General features: G+C 52.1%; 19 protein-coding genes, 1 riboswitch and 1 other annotated feature. Of the genes, 16 read left to right on the top strand and 3 right to left on the bottom strand.

All coding sequences use genetic code 11. From position 1 onward, the window contains the following. Positions 1 to 293 precede the first annotated feature (293 nt). The 4 genes from VF724_RS03695 (at position 294) to VF724_RS03680 (ending at position 3,721) form a co-directional block, all read left to right on the top strand. The gene (locus tag VF724_RS03695; protein WP_371752866.1) at positions 294 to 1,508 is read left to right on the top strand and encodes an O-antigen ligase family protein; all 1,215 of its coding nucleotides are present in this window, start codon (positions 294 to 296) and stop codon (positions 1,506 to 1,508) included. A gap of 128 nt (positions 1,509 to 1,636) precedes the next feature. After that, positions 1,637 to 1,721, top strand: a riboswitch (cyclic di-GMP riboswitch). A gap of 99 nt (positions 1,722 to 1,820) precedes the next feature. After that, on the top strand, positions 1,821 to 2,564 hold the full coding sequence (locus VF724_RS03690) for an EAL domain-containing protein (protein ID WP_371752865.1): 744 nt from the start codon (positions 1,821 to 1,823) through the stop codon (positions 2,562 to 2,564). 12 nt (positions 2,565 to 2,576) lie between these two features. Then, positions 2,577 to 2,930 (top strand): hypothetical protein, encoded by a 354-nt coding sequence (locus VF724_RS03685; protein ID WP_371752864.1) that lies wholly within the window; start codon positions 2,577 to 2,579, stop codon positions 2,928 to 2,930. Further along, a complete protein-coding gene (locus VF724_RS03680) occupies positions 2,927 to 3,721 on the top strand; it encodes a GGDEF domain-containing protein (RefSeq protein WP_371752863.1) in 795 nt (264 codons plus the stop codon). Before VF724_RS03685 ends, VF724_RS03680 begins: the two co-directional genes overlap by 4 nt. Positions 3,722 to 3,790: 69 nt before the next feature. Here the strand turns inward: VF724_RS03680 and VF724_RS03675 are convergent, their stop codons facing one another. Beyond that, complete coding sequence (locus VF724_RS03675; protein ID WP_371752862.1) at positions 3,791 to 4,096, bottom strand: rhodanese-like domain-containing protein; 306 nt, start codon at positions 4,094 to 4,096, stop codon at positions 3,791 to 3,793. A 168-nt stretch (positions 4,097 to 4,264) separates the two neighbouring features. On the opposite strand from VF724_RS03675, the gene VF724_RS03670 reads away from it, so the two are divergent. From VF724_RS03670 to VF724_RS03625, 10 genes are all read left to right on the top strand, one after another. Further along, positions 4,265 to 4,783 carry a YqeG family HAD IIIA-type phosphatase gene (locus tag VF724_RS03670; protein WP_371752861.1) on the top strand — a complete coding sequence of 173 codons (519 nt, stop codon included), beginning with the start codon at positions 4,265 to 4,267 and terminating at the stop codon, positions 4,781 to 4,783. After that, a complete protein-coding gene (yqeH, locus tag VF724_RS03665) occupies positions 4,776 to 5,903 on the top strand; it encodes a ribosome biogenesis GTPase YqeH (protein WP_371752860.1) in 1,128 nt (375 codons plus the stop codon). Before VF724_RS03670 ends, yqeH begins: the two co-directional genes overlap by 8 nt. A 54-nt stretch (positions 5,904 to 5,957) precedes the next feature. After that, entirely contained in the window at positions 5,958 to 6,833 is an 876-nt protein-coding gene (aroE, locus tag VF724_RS03660) for a shikimate dehydrogenase (RefSeq protein ID WP_371752859.1), read from the top strand. A 188-nt stretch (positions 6,834 to 7,021) separates the two neighbouring features. Further along, complete coding sequence (gene yhbY, locus VF724_RS03655; RefSeq protein WP_371752858.1) at positions 7,022 to 7,312, top strand: ribosome assembly RNA-binding protein YhbY; 291 nt, start codon at positions 7,022 to 7,024, stop codon at positions 7,310 to 7,312. Between the two features lie 97 nt (positions 7,313 to 7,409). After that, on the top strand, positions 7,410 to 7,997 hold the full coding sequence (locus VF724_RS03650; protein ID WP_371752857.1) for a nicotinate-nucleotide adenylyltransferase: 588 nt from the start codon (positions 7,410 to 7,412) through the stop codon (positions 7,995 to 7,997). After that, positions 7,987 to 8,553 carry a bis(5'-nucleosyl)-tetraphosphatase (symmetrical) YqeK gene (gene yqeK / locus VF724_RS03645; RefSeq protein ID WP_371752856.1) on the top strand — a complete coding sequence of 189 codons (567 nt, stop codon included), beginning with the start codon at positions 7,987 to 7,989 and terminating at the stop codon, positions 8,551 to 8,553. Before VF724_RS03650 ends, yqeK begins: the two co-directional genes overlap by 11 nt. 81 nt (positions 8,554 to 8,634) lie before the next feature. After that, positions 8,635 to 8,982 carry a ribosome silencing factor gene (gene rsfS / locus VF724_RS03640; RefSeq protein WP_371752855.1) on the top strand — a complete coding sequence of 116 codons (348 nt, stop codon included), beginning with the start codon at positions 8,635 to 8,637 and terminating at the stop codon, positions 8,980 to 8,982. Continuing rightward, positions 8,979 to 9,890, top strand: coding sequence for a CvfB family protein (locus VF724_RS03635; RefSeq protein WP_371752854.1), 912 nt, complete (start codon positions 8,979 to 8,981; stop codon positions 9,888 to 9,890). The genes rsfS and VF724_RS03635 overlap by 4 nt, the downstream gene beginning before the upstream one ends. Before the next feature lie 52 nt (positions 9,891 to 9,942). Beyond that, entirely contained in the window at positions 9,943 to 10,671 is a 729-nt protein-coding gene (locus VF724_RS03630; protein ID WP_371752872.1) for a class I SAM-dependent DNA methyltransferase, read from the top strand. Between the two features lie 18 nt (positions 10,672 to 10,689). Next, on the top strand, positions 10,690 to 11,292 hold the full coding sequence (locus tag VF724_RS03625) for a DNA-3-methyladenine glycosylase I (RefSeq protein WP_371752853.1): 603 nt from the start codon (positions 10,690 to 10,692) through the stop codon (positions 11,290 to 11,292). A 53-nt stretch (positions 11,293 to 11,345) separates the two neighbouring features. On the opposite strand, the gene pobA is transcribed toward VF724_RS03625, so the two are convergent. Next, complete coding sequence (gene pobA, locus VF724_RS03620) at positions 11,346 to 12,530, bottom strand: 4-hydroxybenzoate 3-monooxygenase (RefSeq protein WP_371752852.1); 1,185 nt, start codon at positions 12,528 to 12,530, stop codon at positions 11,346 to 11,348. Positions 12,531 to 12,777: 247 nt separating this feature from the next. After that, positions 12,778 to 13,031, top strand: a binding site (T-box leader). Between the two features lie 80 nt (positions 13,032 to 13,111). Here pobA and leuS point away from each other — a divergent pair. After that, positions 13,112 to 15,637: a leucine--tRNA ligase gene (gene leuS / locus VF724_RS03615; RefSeq protein WP_371752851.1), complete on the top strand. Its 2,526-nt coding sequence runs from the start codon at positions 13,112 to 13,114 to the stop codon at positions 15,635 to 15,637. A 70-nt stretch (positions 15,638 to 15,707) separates the two neighbouring features. Here leuS and comER read toward each other — a convergent pair whose 3' ends face one another. Then, a complete protein-coding gene (gene comER, locus VF724_RS03610; protein ID WP_371752850.1) occupies positions 15,708 to 16,547 on the bottom strand; it encodes a late competence protein ComER in 840 nt (279 codons plus the stop codon). A 288-nt stretch (positions 16,548 to 16,835) separates the two neighbouring features. Here comER and VF724_RS03605 point away from each other — a divergent pair, with 288 nt between their 5' ends. Next, the gene (locus tag VF724_RS03605; RefSeq protein WP_371752849.1) at positions 16,836 to 17,477 is read left to right on the top strand and encodes a ComEA family DNA-binding protein; all 642 of its coding nucleotides are present in this window, start codon (positions 16,836 to 16,838) and stop codon (positions 17,475 to 17,477) included. The last annotated feature ends 50 nt before the right edge of the window (positions 17,478 to 17,527 follow it).

The following is a 17,527-nucleotide window of genomic DNA, read 5'->3' as shown; positions in this document are numbered from 1 at the left end:
TTTTAACCGGATTACTTGCCGTACGGTCAGTCCGAGTGCCGCTGCTCCTTCCCCATTAGTCATTCGCCCATCCAAGATCTTCTCCACCACAAGTACCTTTTTCAACTCTGCTCTAGTCAATGTCAATGTCTCCTGTCCCATAGTGACATTATCTCAGAACAGTTACAGGGTGACATTATCACAGCACAACGACATCAGGCGAGCGGGGTTTTGATTTTTCAGCGTGCATAGAGTATATTAAATAAGTTTATATATATAAAAAGAGAGAAAAAAACAAATCGGGGGTTTTATAAGTGGGGGTCATACTGTTATTGATTGTGTATTCGCCTTTTTTGTCACTATTGCCCATGTTCCTGGTCATGTACTACTATTCAAGGAATCCATTGGGAATTTATCGGGACAATTGGACGAACGGGTTGTTTTTCCTGTTTATTTGGTCGGTCGTCGTCGGATATTTGAATGGTCAGGGGATCTATATCTCCGTATCGGTGGTCATCCTTGGTTATATGCTCGTTCATATTTATTTGCAGAATCATTACCGCGAAGCGGGACAAGTGGAGAAGCTCCTTCAATCGGTGATGCTGCTTTCCCTCGGATCGGCCATTATCGAGTTCCTGGAATTATTTCAGGTCATCTCCTACGCGCCGGCGTGGTGGAAATATTTGCTGGGCGCTCAGGTCATGATCGAAAACGAACAGTATTTCCGGTACGGCGGTACGTTTTTCAATGCCAATGTGGCGGGAACCTGGTATGCCGTGATGCTGCTGATCAGCTTATACTTTTTCCACATGCATCAGGGTTATCGGAAAGGATTGTACTTTTTGGCGGCCGCAACGTTTGTTTTGGCATTGCTGATCACTCAGTCCAGGGGAGCCCTGATCGGTCTCATGATCGGATTGATGCTTTACGCTTATTTTATGGGCCATAAGAAAAAAATGATGCTTCTTGCCTTTCTGTTGATCAGCGGAACCGCGCTGATGCTCTTTTTTCCGGAATGGTTTCCGCGCGGCAATATTCTTTACTCCTCGATCACGGACCGGCAGATCATTTGGGAGAACAGCTTCCGCATGTTTCTGATGAAACCGGTCACCGGCTGGGGAATCATGGGAATTTACTTGGCCGACAACCATATATTCAGCTATTTGCGAGTGTTTCATGCCCACAATATTTTGTTGACCATGGCGACCGCTTTGGGCATAGCCGGCTTAGGCGTCTTTGTTTGGATGGAGTGGTCGCTGCTGCAGGAGTTTCGGCTGCTTTCCCGAAACAAATGCCGTCTTGCGCCGCTTTTAGTCGGCATCAACGGGATCATCATGGGTCAGGGGACTGTGGATTTCACGATCATGAGCCCGCAGGCGGGACTGCTGTTCATCGGCGCGGCGGCACTAACGGGCGGACTGGCGCATGCCTACCGAAGACAGGTCAATCTGCTGCCCCAGAGGATACAAAGACTTGGTGCGGTCCGGATATCGGGAGCGCATGCTTCACATAAATATCATAAATCCTGATTTCTCCCCCAATGCTCAAAACGATATATCATTAAATATATAGTTAATGCTGAAAAAATGTATATATAGTCTTGTAATATTATTTGATATAGGTATAATTATCCATGTATGCGGCAAAATACCCAATGTTTCGACAAAGGCAAACTCATTGAAAGATGAGGGCGCAAAGCCTCAGACCTAATGGATAATTCCTATGGTGGCTGGGCTGCCGAAAAAATTTCCCCTCAAGTGGCGGGAGTTTCGGCCACTTTGTTCACGGAACGGCGCTAGATGTTCTTGAACAATCAGAAATATAGTTTGGGGGGGGAGTTTGTGTCAAATTCTGAAGTTCAAATCGAACAATTGATTGATGAACAATTGTTCCAGCATTATTTTCAACCGATTCGGCAATTAAGTGATTTATATACGCTCGGTCATGAAGCTTTGATGCGATCGGATCACCACTATTCACCGGATCAGCTGTTTCAGGCGGCGAGAAGTCTGGGTAAAATGGCTCATTTGGATGCAAGCTCGCTCGACAAAGCCGTCCGTGTATTTAATTCTCTACTGCTTTCCGGCAAAGCGGCGGGAAATTTATTCATCAACCTTTTTCCTTCGACTATTGTAACAAGCGGCTTTCTGAAGATTATGGAGCAGCTATCGAAGAATATTGCCGAGAAAACGAAGGTTGTGATTGAAATAAATGAATTTAAAGATGAAAGCGACTTTTGGACGGATCGGAATTTTTTGCACCGGATTGCCGAATTGAAAAAAATCGGGTATCACATTGCGATTGACGATGTCGGGGAAGGGGCAGCAACGCTAAAAAACATCGTGGAGATGGAACCGGACTTTATTAAATTGGACAAATATTTCTCGAAGAGTTTATCGGCATCCAAGAAAAAACAAGAGCTGGTTCAGTTTTTCGCGAAATTTTGCCGGAACAATAACATCCAAATGATCCTTGAAGGCATCGAGACCCGTGAAGATTTAACAACGGCCAAGGAAATCGGCGTAAGCTTGGGACAAGGCTTTTATCTGGGAGTACCTACCGATCTTAACCAATATAAAATTTAAAGAGGTTTTTTCATGGAGCATCCCACTTATTATTCAAAACGGGCCAGCCTTACATTCAACATCAGTGAATTCGAAGTGCCGCCTATGCAGGATCTGTTGGTGATCGGCAGAAAAGCGCCGATCGGTCCGGAGGCCGTAAAACGGATGGCCGAGGTTTTATCCCCCGAGCAGTTTTCGATCATACGATTGGACCACCCCAAAGTTGAAGCGGTTCTGCTGAAGAAAAATCTGCTTGAGATGGTGGATCAGAAGGCTTTGACAGGGATCATCCTGGAAGAAATCAGTCAATTCGTGAATGATTCGATGGTGCTGAGAGGGAAGATCAATATTTCGATTTCCATTCAACGTGAGGTTGAGCTGTCATGAGAGTCGGAGAGCTGATGACCGCCTCGTTTTATACGGTCTCCTCAATCAAAAGCGTAACCTATGCGGCAGAATTGATGGAACGCTTCAAAGTCGGATCGCTCTTGGTTGTGGACGACGGGGAAATTATCGGGATTGTGACCTCAAGGGATATCCGGTCGGCTCACCCGAATCGAATTGTTGCCGATGCCTCGACAAAGGATATTATCAGCGTCGATAAGGAATGTTTTGTGTGGGATGCTCTAAGTATGATGGAACGGCATGAAATCGAGAGATTGGCGGTAACGGCTGAGGGTAAAATTACAGGCATCATCACCAGAGAAACGCTGAGGAATAAAACCAGCCAGCTGCTGGATCCGCTTACAAATCTGTATCGTGTGGATTATCTGGAATATGTCGCAGGGAAGCTGCTGCGCGACAAGCAAAAATTTCATCTGATTTTCATTGATTTCAATCAATTTGGCAAGGTCAATAAGGATTACGGCCATCCATTCGGTAACGATCTCTTAAAAATATTTTCCAGGCGGTTATTGGATCTCAAATGCGAGCATGATTACTTTTGCAGATACGGCGGCGATGAATTCGTGATCGTGACGACCCGGGATGAGACCGAAATGGACAAGTTTTTGGATTTGCTCACGGCGCCCATTCATCTTAATGACATTTGTATTACATTATCCGCGGGTGTGCTGAACGGATACAATGAGGAAAGCTGGTTTGAAATGTCCTTTCGGGATATGTTGGTCAAGGTAAGCCTCGCTTCAACCAACAACAAAAAAAGACAGGTTTCCTGATGAAAAAGCCTCATATCCTGCAAAAGGGATCGAGGCTTTGTTGTCACTCTATACCAATTTCTTGCTTCGTTACGCGACCCAGCCGGACAATCCGCCGGTCAGTGAATAAACTTGTTGGAAGCCGTGTTCTTTGAGGATATCGCAAGCTTGCTTGCTCCGGTTTCCGGAACGGCACACTACAACAATTTCCTTATCGCGATCAAGCTCATCGAGCCGGTGGGGAAGAATCCCCAAGGGAATCAATTTCGATCCTTCGATGTGCCCCTCGCGGAATTCGGATATTTCTCTCACGTCCAGCAGGACAAAATCATCGGGGCTGAACAATTTGCTTTTGAGTTGCTGCAGTGAAATGAACTGGCATTCTTTTACGCTCATGTAATGGCAGCTCCTTTCCAATATTTATTACTATACCCTACATGGTATTATGATAATTGGAGCAGATTCTCCTGTCAAGTACTTGGCACAATGAAGGCGGCGTCTTTTTGCAACAAAAAGGACAAATATGATATAGTTTTTCGTATGAAACGTTTGAGGTGACCAGGATTGCTAAATCAATTTATTCCCCGCGAGGTCGTCCGATCTGTATATGATATCGATTTGGATGCGCTGAAGCAAAGGGGATTTAAAGGATTGATCACAGATTTGGACAATACGCTCGTCGGCGCCAGGGTTCCCTATGCAACCCCCGAGCTGGCGGATTGGCTCAAGCTGGTTCAGTCCCGCGGGTTCAAGATCGTAATCGTATCCAACAACAGCCGGGAACGGGTTTCGGCATTTGCCGAGCCGCTTTCCGTTCCGTTTATCCATCGGGCAAAAAAGCCGATCCGCTTCGCTTTTCGCAAATCGCTGAACATCATGCAACTCGGTGCGAACGAAGCGGCGATGATCGGCGATCAGATGCTGACAGATATTTTAGGAGCAAACCGGATGGGAATTCATACGATCCTTGTTGAACCCATTGCGATTCAGGATGAAAGCCCGTTTACCAAGATCAACCGCCGGATTGAGCGTTTTGTCGTGGCCGCGCTGCGAAAAAACGGCTGGGAGGATTCGCATGGTTAATGCAGATTATACGGACGAGAAGCTGAAGTGCTCCGGCTGCGGAATCGGTCTGCAGACGGAGGATGAAGCCGGGGCGGGCTACATTCCGGCGCGGGGGCTTGAACGCAAGCCCCCTGTCTGCCAGCGATGCTTCCGGATCAAGAATTATAACGAGGCTTCGGGCACCACGGTCTCCAAGGATGACTTTTTATCCATGCTGAGCCATATCGCGCGGACGGACAGCCTTGTCGCGCATATTGTCGATATATTCGATTTCGAGGGGAGTCTGATCAGCGGTCTGCAGCGTTTTGTCGGCGATAATCCGATACTGCTGGTGGTCAACAAGATCGACCTGCTGCCCAAGGGGACGAACCTGAATAAAATCTTGAACTGGATCAAAAAGCAGGCCAAGGCGGAAGGCTTGAAGGTGCTTGACGTGGCCCTCTGCAGCGCAAAGCGGGGAGCCGGATTCGAGCGGGTGATCGATTCTTTCCAGCAGTATCGGGGAGATCGGGACGTCTATGTCGTGGGGGCGACGAATGTCGGAAAATCCACCTTGATCAACCGTCTGATCCGCGATTACAGCGATCTGAACGCGGAGCTGACGACATCAAGATATCCCGGAACCACTTTGGACCTGGTGAAAATTCCGTTGGATGACGGCCGATCGATCATCGATACGCCGGGAATCGTTTATGATTTCAGGCTGACCGAGCTGATCTCCAAAGAGGAATTGCAAATCCTGATGCCGGAAAAGCCGATCAAGCCGAGAGTTTACCAGCTGAATGAAGGACAAACCCTGTTTTTCGGAGCGTTGGCCAGATTTGATTTTGTCCGCGGGGAACGTCAATCCTTTACTTGCTATGTCGCCAATTCGCTCGATGTCCACCGCACCAAGCTGGAGAATGCGGATGCTTTATATGAAGCGCACCGGGGAGAAATGCTGTCTCCGCCATCCGCCGGGCATCTTGCCGAACTTCCTCCGCCGACCAAGCATTCCTTCAGCGTCAAACGGGGCGGACGCAAGGACGTTCTGGTTTCCGGATTGGGCTGGGTTCAAATCAACAGCGATTCCGGGGCCCAGCTTGTGGTCCATGCTCCCAAAGGCGTGAAAGTCGCGATCAGGGATTCGCTGATTTGATCTATAATATCATGGAAATGCCGGAGCAGTGCTTCGGAAAGGGAGAGTTGATTTGTGAACAATCGGAATTCTGCGGGAGCGATCGACAGCCATACGATTCTGTACGGCGTATTCGGCGATCCCGTCCATCACTCCAAGTCGCCGGTGATGATGAATGCCGCTTTCCGCGAATTCGGCATCAATGCGGCATATGCTGCGTTTCATGTCAAGCCGGACCGGCTGCGTGATGCGGTATGCGGCATTCGGGCGCTGGGTTTCCGCGGCGTCAATGTGACGATTCCGCACAAAGTGGAAGTCATGAATTATCTGGACGAGGTGGATGAAGCCGCGAGCATCATCGGAGCGGTCAACACGATTGTGAACGAAAACGGCAGGCTGACCGGTTACAATACAGACGGGATCGGCTATGTGCGTTCGTTGAAAACGGAAACCGGCTGCGATTTGCGCGGCAAGCGGATTGTCGTCATCGGGGCGGGAGGGGCAGCCCGCGGGGTTGTGTATGCCCTGGCTCGGGAAGGGCCCGCTTCGATCCGGATCGCCAACCGCACGAGGGATAAAGCCGCAGAACTGGCCAAGGACATGAGCGCCTTTGCCGACTGCAGCGGTATAAACATGGAAGAATTGAGCGCAATCTCCGATGCGGATCTGCTGCTCAATACGACCTCTGTGGGCATGCATCCGCATAAGGATCAAGTGCCTGCGGCCAATATCCGCTACCGGCCCGGCATGATCGTCAGCGATCTGATATACAATCCGTTGGAGACCCGCTGGCTGCAGCTGGCCGGACAAGCGGGGGCCATCGTTCACCGGGGGCTCGGGATGTTTATCTACCAGGGGGCATATGCATTCGAATACTGGACTGGCAGGCCGGCTCCCGTTGAAGTCATGCGCGAGGCCGTAATGCGCTCGCTGCAGATTCCGGCGGAGTGAGAGTGCAAGCCCAGAAATTTTACCGAAGAAAATAATATTTCTGAATTTAGGAGGATTCAGGCCAATAAATAAAGAAACTCAAAACAATGGAGCTTGGAGGGAATTCCCAATGCGCAGTGGGAGCAGCAATCAATGAATGCAATGATCAAGAAATATGAAGCACACTTAGAATCGAGGTTGCGCAATATATGCTGACGGGAAAACAAAAAAGATATCTTCGCTCGCTGGCTCACCACCTTGACCCGATCTTTCAGGTCGGCAAAGGCGGCGTCAACGACAATTTGATCCGGCATGTGGGAGAGGCGCTGGAAGCAAGAGAGCTGATCAAAGTATCGGTTCTGAACAACTGTATGGAGGACCGGAACGTTATCGGGGAAGAGCTGGCACAGGGCACCGACGCGGAATTGGTGCAGGTGATCGGCAAAACGATCGTCCTGTACAAGGAATCGAAGGAAAACAAAGAAATCGAGCTGCCGTAGCTTGAAGGTTGCAGAGCTGGCGGCCTGACGCGTAAAGTTTGTTGTTTCGAGCTGAAGTTTGAGAGAAAATACGGCTCGCATCCGCCGGGAGGTTAACATGAGGATCGGTATCATGGGAGGAACGTTCAACCCCATCCATCTGGGGCATTTGATTGCCGCGGAGCAGGCGCGTGATGGCATGGGGCTGCAAGAGGTCTGGTTTCTGCCTTCCAACATTCCTCCGCATAAAGAGCCTGAGACGGGGGCTGCCGCCGAACAGAGGCTGGAAATGGTGCGCAGGGCGGTTTCGGGACATCCGCAATTTCGCGTGAATGATTTGGAGCTTCGTTTGGGAGGGAAATCCTATTCGGTCAACACGGTTGCCGAGCTGCAGAAACAGCATCCCGATCACGAGTTCTATTTTATCATCGGTGGGGATATGGTACAGTATCTGCCGAATTGGCATCGGATCGAGGAATTGGTCAGGAAGGTTTTCTTCATCGGCCTGCAGCGGGCGGGAACAACGCTGGATCCGGACAGTCTGCCCGATTGGATCCGGGAAAAAGTCGTGATGATCCCGATGCCGATGATCCAAATTTCCTCTACGGACATAAGGGGCAGGTTTGCTGAAAAGCAATCGATCCGCTACCTTGTCCCCGATGAAGTGAGAAGCTATATAGAGGAGAACGGATTATATGAATCGTGATGAAATGATTGCCGCAGTCAAGGAGCGTCTGCCGGAGAAAAGATGGGCGCATACGCTAGGGGTGATGGAAACGGCCGTCCGGCTGGCGGAACGCTATGGCGCCGATGCCGGAAAAGCGGAGCTGGCGGCGCTGCTGCATGATGTCGCGAAATATTGGCCGGTGCAGAGGATGGAGGACGTCATCCGGGAGCAGGGGCTTCCCGCTGAGCTTTTGGAAGCGGACAAAGATCTGTGGCATGCCCCTGTCGGCGCATTTGTAGCGGAACAGGAATTCGGAATCGGCGATCCGGAGGTGCTGGACGCGATCCGCTATCATACCTCCGGCAGACCGGGGATGACTCTGCTGGACAAAATCATTTGTCTGGCGGATTACATGGAGCCCGGCCGCTCGTTTCCCGAGGTCGACCGCATTCGCGAGCTTTCCGGAACGAGTATCGAGCAGGCGCTGCTGGCGGGATTCGATTCGACGCTGTCCTTTTTGCTTTCCAAGGGCAAAAAAATTTTTCCGATGACCGTGCTTGCCAGAAACGCGCTGATTGACGAATTAAAGCGATAAAATACATTTTTTAGCTGAAGTGAATTTTCAAGTCAGTCATTTGGCATGGTAATATTACATGAACCCTTAGGAGGTTGTTGAATGCGCATAGCTTCGGATGAAATCATGTCTTTGGCGGTGCACGCGGCGGAGGATAAAAAGGCAGTGAACGTGCTCGCGCTGAATTTATCCGGAATTTCTCTGATCGCGGATTATTTTGTGATCTGCCACGGGAACTCGGACACCCAGGTGCAGGCCATCGCTACGGAAATCAAAAAAAAGGCGGAGGAACAGGGCATTCCCGTGCGTGGCATCGAGGGCTTTGATACGGCCCGCTGGATTTTGATCGACCTTGGCGACGTGGTGGTGCACATTTTTCACCGGGATGAACGCGAATATTACAACATCGAGCGCCTGTGGTCTGATGCCAAGGTTGTTGAACTGGTATGACGCTGCAGGCGGGGATGACGGCCCGGCTGCTGGTTTCCAAGGAGGTTTCGCCCTACGGATATTTTCTCACTGACGGAGAGCGCGATGTGCTGCTTCATTACAGCGAGGTGGCGGGCGAGATCCAAACCGGCGGCAAGGTGGAAGTGTTTCTGTTTCATGATACGGAGGATCGCTTGGCTGCAACGATGAGGCGGCCTTTTATACGTTTGGGGGAGCTTGCGCTTTTGGAAGTGGCGGACATTCATCCGAAGCTGGGCTGCTTTCTCGATATCGGATTGGGCAGGAACCTGCTGGTGCCGAACCGGGAGCTTCCTGCGAGGGAGGAATGGAGGCCTGCAGTCGGAGACCGGATCTATGTCGTTCTGGATCATGACAAGCAGGGAAGAATGATCGGACTGGTTGCCGGAGAAAACGAGCTGGCACCGCTCTGTTTTCGGGCTCCGGGCTCTTGGAGGAATCAGTGGGTGGAAGCGCGGGTCTACAATCCGCTGCAAAAAGCGACGTTTGTGATTTGCGACGGAGGCGTGCTGGGATTCGGCGCCATCGGCATGATTCATGAGTCGGAACGGACGGGGACGCTGCGTTTGGGGGAAGCCGTCAAAGTGAGAGTCACGTTTGTCCGGGAAGACGGACGAGTGAATTTGTCCATGCGGGCGCAAAAAGAACACGGGCGAATCGAGGACGCCGACCGCATTCTGGCCGCTCTGTCGGAAAGGCCGACCGGGGCGATGCCCTATTCCGACGATACGCCCGCTGAGGTCATTAACGAGATCTTCGGCATGAGCAAGTCCGCCTTCAAGCGGTCCTTGGGCAAGCTGATGAAAGAGGGGCTGGTCTATCAGGAGAACGGCTGGACCTATCTGCAAAAGCGGCCCTCCGAACCGGAGCGCGCGGAGGTCGACCACTGAAAGGAGTTTGTTTGTGCCGTACGAACAATTTGCTTATGTCTATGACCGGCTGATGGAAGGAATGCCTTATCCGGCTTGGCTCCATTTTGCCGAAACGTGCTGGGGGATGCACGGCAAACCGGGCAGTGTGGCGGAGTTGGGCTGCGGCACCGGCCTGATTGCGATCCCTTTGGCCCAGACGGGGCTGCATGTGTTCGGCATCGATCTCTCCGACGAGATGCTGTCCGTCGCGTCATCCAAGCTGGAGGAGCTTCGCCGGCGGCAGCCCGATGCTTTGCCGGGAAGCGTTTCCTGGCTGCAGCAGGATATGCGCAGCTGGGAGCTTCCGCATCCGGTGGATTCGGTCATTTCCTTTTGCGACAGCTTGAATTATCTGTTGGAGGAAGAGGAAATCGAACGGACTTTCCGGCAGACCTGGAACGCTTTGGAAGACGGCGGAACCTTTATGTTCGATGTTCATACCCGGCATCAGCTGCGAACGTACGCCGAGGAGCAGCCTTACTTTTTGGATGAAGAGGACATCGCTTATATTTGGACCTGCGAATGGGATGAGGCGCGCTGCGAAATCGAGCACGATCTGACCCTGTTTATCCGGGAGCGGCAAAGCGAAGCGGGATTCCGGAGAGTCCGTGAAGTCCATCGGCAGCGGGCGTACGACACGGATTGGCTGAAAGCCGCATTGTTCAAAGCCGGCTTTTCCAGTGTGGACGCATATGCCGATTTTAAGCTGCAGCCGCTGACTCCGGTCACGCAGCGCGCTTTTTTTGTGGCGGTCAAATAAAGTTCGGGAGGCTCAGGAATGACGACAAGATGCGGCTGGCTGAACGCAGATCCGCTTTATATCGACTACCATGACCGGGAATGGGGGGTTCCGTTGCATGATGACGGCAGCCTGTTCGAGCTGCTGATCCTCGAAGGCGCTCAGGCGGGCCTGAGCTGGTGGACCATCCTCAATAAGCGCGAGCGTTACCGGCAAGTATTCGATCAATTTGATCCGCAGCTTATTGCCCGGTATGACGAGCGGAAATTGGAAGAGCTGATGTCGGACAAGGGGATTGTGCGCAATCGTCTGAAAATCTGCGGCGCGGTGCGGAATGCGCAGGCTTTTCTGGAAGTGAGGGAGAAATTCGGCAGCTTTGACGCGTACATTTGGCGGTTTGTCGATGGCAGACCGAAGCTCAACAGTTGGCAGTCGCTGACAGAAGTGCCGGCAAGTACGGCAGAATCGGATGCGATGAGCAGAGACCTGACCCAAAGGGGATTCACCTTTGTCGGTCCGACTATTTGCTATGCGTTCATGCAGGCTGCGGGGATGGTCAACGATCATACGGCCGACTGCTTCCGCCATCAGGAATTATGCGGCAAAACAGCGATCGGTGATCATGGGAACGACGTCCCGTAACGGAAAAAATAAGAGCGCATCACCATTTCAGTGACGCGCCCGATGATTGTTCCTCACCACTCCATGGGCAATCCGACGTAATTCTCGGAGAGACTGGTTGCCGCCGCCCGCGAGGAGGTCACGTAATTCAGCTCGGCAAGCTGCATTTGCTGCTCAAACGGGGTAGTGTCATGGAAACGGTGAAGCATCGACGTCATATACCAGGAGAAGCGTTCCGAATTCCAGACGCGGCGCAGACACGTCTCCGTATAGCGCTCTAGCAGGTCGGTTTTTCCCGATTTGTAGAAGGCATCCAGTCCGCGCGACAGAACCTGGACATCGGCAACGGCCAGATTCAGTCCCTTGGCTCCGGTCGGCGGAACCGTGTGGGCAGCGTCGCCGGCAATGAAAAGTCTGCCGTACTGCATCGGATCGCAGATATAGCTGCGCGGCCAGACGATGTCCTTTTCAAATATTGTTCCTTCGATCAGCTTGAAGCCGTCGTGCGTTTCAAGGCGTGCATGCAGTTCAGACCAGATCCGATCATCGGACCAGTTGGCGATTGTATCGTTAAGATCAACCTGAAGGTAGAGGCGCTGAATCTCCGGTGTACGCGTGCTGACCAGCGCGAAGCCGCGCTCATGGTTGGCGTAGATCAGCTCGGCGGAGGATTGCGGCGCTTCGGCGAGGATGCCGAGCCAGCCGAACGGGTAAATTTTCTGATATTCTTTGCGGACGCTTGCCGGAATGGAAGGCCGGCTTGGACCGTGGAAGCCGTCGGCGCCGACGATAAAGTCGCAGTCGATTTCCTGAAGATCGCCATTTTTGTCCTTGCGGTAACGGATCTTCGGCGAGTTTGTGTCCAGATCGTGCAGACTTACGTCGCCGACATTGAAAATGATTTCCCCGCCCGCTTTGAGCCGGGCTTCAACAAGATCCTTGATCACTTCATGCTGGGCGTAAACCGTAACATATTTTCCGCCGGTCAGCTCATGCATGTCGATTCGGTGGCCTTTGCCGTTAAAGCGCAGTTCAATCCCTTTGTGGAATTGTCCTTCCCGCATCAGCCGCTCGCCAACTCCCGTTTCCTTCATGAGATCCACTACACCCTGCTCAAGCACGCCGGCTTTGATCGTTCCTTCGATTTCTTCCCGAGTGCGTTTTTCGATGATGACGGACTCGATTCCCTGAAGATGCAGAAGGTGGGATAGCATCAATCCTGCCGGTCCGGCCCCGATAATTCCAACTTGTGTACGCATGTAAGCGTCCTCCTTTTTGTCAGGAATGGTGACAAACAACGTTGCATTGCATGTTTAATCCTTCTGGTTATGATGATAACGCACCGCGTTCCGACGAGATGATCAAATTTCTTTGTCTATGGAACAACGAAAATATATTTATGCAGGGCGGCGAGGAAAGGCTTGACTTGACATGAAAGCCTTTTTTTACATATAATCATGGGGGAATGGATCATCGGGAATGGATGAACCGACAATTGCAATAGCCGGAACGGCAAGGAAGAGGAACAGTAGTTTCGGGATGTCTCCCAGAGAGCCGGAGCCTGGTGGAAACCGGCAGACGGAAGGAAACGAACTCGCCTCGGAGCTTGAAGGGAAATACGGTGCGGGGCGTTTTAAAGCCGCAAAGCCGCCGTACGGAACCGGAGCGTATCCCGCGTTAAGGGGCAAAGTGAGCAGCGCGCAAAGCATGCGGACTGCTAACTAGGGTGGTACCACGGGAAACAGCCTCTCGTCCCTAGCCGACAGCTTGGGAGAGGGGCTTTTTTTATTTTCGACAAGGTTACAAAAACAATGCAGGAATATGAAGGAGGATACGTCTCATGCCGCAGGAGTCAAAAGAACTCGGCTATAATCCGCTGGTCATTGAGCCGAAATGGCAGAAATTCTGGGAAGTCAACAAAACCTTCAAGGTGTCGATTGATGATGCGAAGCCGAAATTTTACGCATTGGACATGTTTCCGTATCCATCCGGCGCAGGGCTGCATGTCGGCCATCCGGAGGGGTATACGGCAACCGACATTGTCTCAAGGTACAAGCGCATGAGAGGCTTCAACGTGCTGCATCCGATGGGCTGGGATGCTTTCGGCCTGCCGGCGGAACAGCATGCGCTGGATACGGGCCAGCATCCGCGGGATATCACCTTCAAGAACATCGACAATTTCCGTCGGCAGATCAAATCGCTCGGCTTTTCGTATGATTGGGACAGGGAATTCAGCACGACGGATCCGGAATATTACAAATGGACCCAGTGGATTTTCATCCAGCTGTACAAGAAAGGCTTGGCTTATGTCGCCGAAGTGCCGGTGAACTGGTGTCCCGCTTTGGGGACCGTGCTGGCGAACGAAGAGGTCATCGACGGCAAAAGCGAGCGCGGCGGTCATCCGGTCATCCGCAAGCCGATGCGGCAGTGGGTGCTGAAAATTACCGAATATGCCGAACGTCTGCTGGAAGACCTCGAGGAATTGGACTGGTCCGAAAGCATCAAGGAAATGCAGCGCAACTGGATCGGCAAATCGACCGGCGCGGAAGTGCATTTCGAGATCGAGGGACTTAAGCCGACCGACGTCAATGGCGGGAAGGCCGGAAGCAGCGATAATAACGCTGGCAACGGCGGGAACGATGTATCAGAAGTATTAGACGATAACCGTTTGACTGTTTTCACCACTCGTCCGGATACGCTTTTTGGAGCGACCTACTGTGTGCTTGCGCCCGAGCATAAGCTGGTGGACAAGATCGTCACCGCCGAGCAGAAGCAGGCGGTCCAAGACTATCAGGAGCAGACGGCCCGCAAGAGCGATCTGGAAAGAACGGATCTGGCCAAGGACAAGACCGGCGTATTTACCGGCGCCTATGCGATCAATCCGGTAAACGGCGGCAGAATTCCCATCTGGATTGCCGACTATGTGCTGGCCGGATACGGGACCGGCGCCATTATGGCCGTTCCGGGACACGATCAGCGAGACTGGGAATTCGCCGCAAAGTTCGGGCTGCCGATCATCGAGGTGGTTAAAGGCGGAGATGTGCGAAGCGAAGCCTACGCGGGCGACGGAGAGCATGTCAATTCCGATTTCATCAACGGTCTGGGCAATAAGGAAGCGATCGCTAAAATGATCGATTGGCTGGAGCATAACGGAAAGGGACAACGGAAGGTCACCTATAAGTTGAGGGACTGGCTGTTCAGCCGCCAGCGTTATTGGGGCGAACCGATTCCGATTCTGCATCTCGAGGACGGAACGATGAAGCCTGTTCCGGAGGACCAGCTTCCGCTTCTGCTTCCGGATGTCGATCAGATCAAGCCGTCCGGAACGGGCGAATCGCCGCTGGCCAATGTTACCGACTGGGTGAACACGATCGATCCCGAAACTGGGCTGAAGGCGCGGCGGGAAACGAATACGATGCCTCAATGGGCGGGAAGCTGCTGGTATTATCTGCGCTTCATCGATCCCCATAACGATAAGGAAATTTGTTCTCCGCAGCTGCAGGAGAAATGGCTGCCTGTCGATTTGTACATCGGCGGAGCGGAGCATGCCGTGCTTCATCTGCTTTACGCACGTTTCTGGCATAAGGTTTTGTACGATCTTGGCATTGTCGCGACGAAGGAGCCTTTCCACAAGCTGGTCAATCAGGGGATGATCCTTGGAGAGAACATGGAAAAAATGAGCAAGTCCCGCGGCAACGTCATCAATCCCGATGAAATTGTCGGCCAGTACGGCTCAGACACTCTGCGCATGTATGAAATGTTCATGGGGCCCTTGGAGGCGACGAAACCGTGGAATGCCAACGGCGTTGAAGGAACGTTCAAGTTTTTGAACCGGATCTGGCGCTTGTTCGTCACCGAGGAGGGGACATTGAATCCCAAAATCACCGACGGTGACGGCAGCGACGATTTCCTTCGGGTGTGGCACAGAACGATCAAAAAGGTGACCGAGGATCTTGAGGCGCTGCGCTTCAACACCGCGATCAGCCAGCTGATGATTTTTGTCAATGAAGCCAACAAAACGGATCAATTGCCGCGGAAAGCGATGGAGCATTTCGTGCAGATGCTCTCGCCGATCGCCCCGCATATTGCCGAGGAGCTCTGGCAAAGACTTGGCCATAGCGACACCGTCACCTATGAATCGTGGCCGGAATATGAAGAGAGGCTGACGGTCGATAACGAAGTGGAAATCGTCATTCAGATCAACGGAAAAATTATCGACAGAGCCATGATCCCATCGGATTTGACGGAAAGCGGAATGCAGGAGCTGGCGCTGCAGATGGAACGAGTAAAAGAAGCCCTTGCGGGCAAAACGATCCGCAAAGTCATCACCGTAAAAGGGAAATTGGTCAATATTGTCCCAGGCTGACGCCGATCGGGGAGCCATTTTCTGTACCCTGCAGGAATGTGTGGTCGGCTAATGGTCTGTCAGCAACTCGCTAATGCTGATCCGCTTGTTGTTCGAGGAAATTCATTTCCACCTTTAACAGATCTTCGTCGTATTTCTCATGGGTCGTATCAACGAGCTGATCAAAAACGCCGCAAAGCTCACGTTCCAACAGCTTCAACGCCGCTTCGGTGATGCCTCCGGGCACGGCCACCCTCCGCTCCAAGGTTTCTGGCGTAAATCCCCCGGATGTCAGAAGCTTCCCAGTTCCCACCACCATTTGGCTGGCCAGCAGGGTGGCTTCGGCCTCCGGAATTCCGGTTTTGGCCACTGCGGCTTCGATGAACTTGCGGATAAAGAACGCTAAGAATGCCGGGCCGCAGCTGGACAGATCGGAGATGATCCGGGTATATTGCTCAGAGACGGGCATCGGGGTACTGATCTGCTTCAGCAGGGATTCCAGAAGCTCCCGGTCCTCTTGTCCCATTCTGTTCCCGTACATGCACAGCGTAGCGCCGCTCAATTCGTAATTCGTGATGCTGGGGATCACCTTGGCGATTTTACAGGGCAGCATTTCCTCAAGATGCTTAATCAATACCGGGCTTGTAATTGAAACGACTATTTGATCTGCGGACATGACCCCGCTGATTTCGTCGATGACCTTTTTGTATTCCATAGGTTTGACGCAGATGAAGACGATTGTGCTGTCGGCGGCGATTTCGGCATTGGAGTCGGCAACCCGGATGCCGGGATACTGTTCCGCCAGCTTCTCTGCTTTGCTGCGGGTACGGTTGCCGGCAATGATTTGTTCGGCATGCAGCGCATTGGAACGGATGAAGGCCTCAATGAGAATACTCCCCATGCTTCCGGTTCCGATAAAACCCACGTTCATAATAAAACCTCCCAAGATTAAGTTGAATAAGGGCTCGCGATGAAATTGGTTCCACTTTTGGCGGTAAAGGTTCAAGCTGTCTAATTGATTTTTGCCACCAATTCAGTGGAAGTTATTTCATCGCGATGCGTAAGCGATTCAGCCCCCCTGTCCGACATCATCGATCAACATGAGCATATTTTTAATGTATATGCGCTCCGGCGCGGATTTATCCTTTATCCGTCAATCTGTCTGACCCGTTTTCCGTTTGTTCATGCGGAACGCCAGATATAAGAAGGGAGGGAAATCATGTTTTTAAATGGAGAGCGAAGCATTAGGACCAAGCTTCTTCTTTTTATTCTCCTCATGGTTGTCGCGGCAGTTGCGGTCGTTTACTCCGTTCGGGAAAGGGCGAACGTTGACGGGCAGTGGATGGCGGTTAATGATGACATGAATCGCTTGCTGCAGGAAAGCGCGAAGCCGATCTCTGGGGACGATCAGGCAAACGTCAGCGGACAGCGGGCAAAGGGAGGCCATCCTTCCGGTTCGGCAGACATTTCCGCTAAGGCTCAGACAAAGAGGCCGGAGACTGAGGCAAACCAGGCAGAGACTCAGACAAACGGGCCGGCCGAGGCAAAGCGGACAGAAGCTCAGGGAAACCAGGCGGAGACTCAGGGAAACCGTGCCCCGCTGCAACCCCCTGGCGAGCAGTTGATCAATATTAATCTGGCAAGCTTGCAGGAGCTTGATCTTTTGCCGGGGATCGGCCCAAGCAAGGCGAAGGCGATCGTTGATTATCGCAGCGCAAACGGGGAGTTCCGGTCCATTGATGAAATCATGAAGGTGAAAGGAATCGGCCCGCAAATTTTCGGCAAACTGAAGAGCAGAATCACCGTAGGGAATCAACCGGATCAGGTCGCCGTCAGCCGTCCGAAGAACAGCCGCGAATGAACCCTAGAAAAGGGGTAGGGAAAATGGGATTGTTCTTTTCAATTCCCGGG

It is taken from the genome of Ferviditalea candida (assembly GCF_035282765.1).
Lineage (GTDB): Bacteria > Bacillota > Bacilli > Paenibacillales > KCTC-25726 > Ferviditalea > Ferviditalea candida.
Note: the sequence above shows the minus strand (reverse complement) of the source record. Positions and strands in the feature narration are given on the sequence as shown.

Coding starts and splice junctions, on each gene's coding strand:
- VF724_RS03685 (WP_371752864.1), top strand. CDS start 2,577: ATGGAGCATCCCACTTATTATTCAAAACGGGCCAGCCTTACATTCAAC.
- VF724_RS03680 (WP_371752863.1), top strand. CDS start 2,927: ATGAGAGTCGGAGAGCTGATGACCGCCTCGTTTTATACGGTCTCCTCA.
- VF724_RS03675 (WP_371752862.1), bottom strand. CDS start 4,096: ATGAGCGTAAAAGAATGCCAGTTCATTTCACTGCAGCAACTCAAAAGC.
- yqeH (WP_371752860.1), top strand. CDS start 4,776: ATGGTTAATGCAGATTATACGGACGAGAAGCTGAAGTGCTCCGGCTGC.
- yhbY (WP_371752858.1), top strand. CDS start 7,022: ATGCTGACGGGAAAACAAAAAAGATATCTTCGCTCGCTGGCTCACCAC.
- VF724_RS03650 (WP_371752857.1), top strand. CDS start 7,410: ATGAGGATCGGTATCATGGGAGGAACGTTCAACCCCATCCATCTGGGG.
- yqeK (WP_371752856.1), top strand. CDS start 7,987: ATGAATCGTGATGAAATGATTGCCGCAGTCAAGGAGCGTCTGCCGGAG.
- rsfS (WP_371752855.1), top strand. CDS start 8,635: ATGCGCATAGCTTCGGATGAAATCATGTCTTTGGCGGTGCACGCGGCG.
- VF724_RS03635 (WP_371752854.1), top strand. CDS start 8,979: ATGACGCTGCAGGCGGGGATGACGGCCCGGCTGCTGGTTTCCAAGGAG.
- VF724_RS03630 (WP_371752872.1), top strand. CDS start 9,943: ATGGAAGGAATGCCTTATCCGGCTTGGCTCCATTTTGCCGAAACGTGC.
- VF724_RS03625 (WP_371752853.1), top strand. CDS start 10,690: ATGACGACAAGATGCGGCTGGCTGAACGCAGATCCGCTTTATATCGAC.
- pobA (WP_371752852.1), bottom strand. CDS start 12,530: ATGCGTACACAAGTTGGAATTATCGGGGCCGGACCGGCAGGATTGATG.
- leuS (WP_371752851.1), top strand. CDS start 13,112: ATGCCGCAGGAGTCAAAAGAACTCGGCTATAATCCGCTGGTCATTGAG.
- comER (WP_371752850.1), bottom strand. CDS start 16,547: ATGAACGTGGGTTTTATCGGAACCGGAAGCATGGGGAGTATTCTCATT.
- VF724_RS03605 (WP_371752849.1), top strand. CDS start 16,836: ATGTTTTTAAATGGAGAGCGAAGCATTAGGACCAAGCTTCTTCTTTTT.